The 269-nt window shown below is 65.4% G+C and carries 1 protein-coding gene; it reads right to left on the reverse strand.

Going from position 1 to position 269, the window contains the following annotated elements; translation table 11 throughout:
• Window positions 1-85 precede the first annotated feature (85 nt).
• On the reverse strand, window positions 86-269 hold a 184-nt coding region (locus NLU14_RS21910; protein WP_275710594.1), incomplete at its 5' end, for a hypothetical protein.

Here is a 269-nt window from a genome sequence, read left to right on the forward strand (position 1 = left end):
GGCCATGGCGAAAAGCGCGGCAAAGGCGACAAGCACGCCCCGTCGGACGGAGCCTATGCGCTGGCTGGCAAACATTCCGCCTCCTTCATTTTCCCTGCCGGACCGGCCGGTCGAAGCCGCGGCGCATGCACCGACGGCGAACATGGTCGGAGACGTCCTCCTCCTGCCGGGACGATGGCGAACCCGCCGAGGCGCTGGCGAACGGCTCCCTTCGACAATGCCCCTTGTCCGTACCGTCGGGAGAAAACATCATGCAATCAAACCACGGC

This window comes from Marinobacter iranensis (assembly GCF_029207565.1).
Taxonomy (GTDB): domain Bacteria; phylum Pseudomonadota; class Gammaproteobacteria; order Pseudomonadales; family Oleiphilaceae; genus Marinobacter; species Marinobacter iranensis.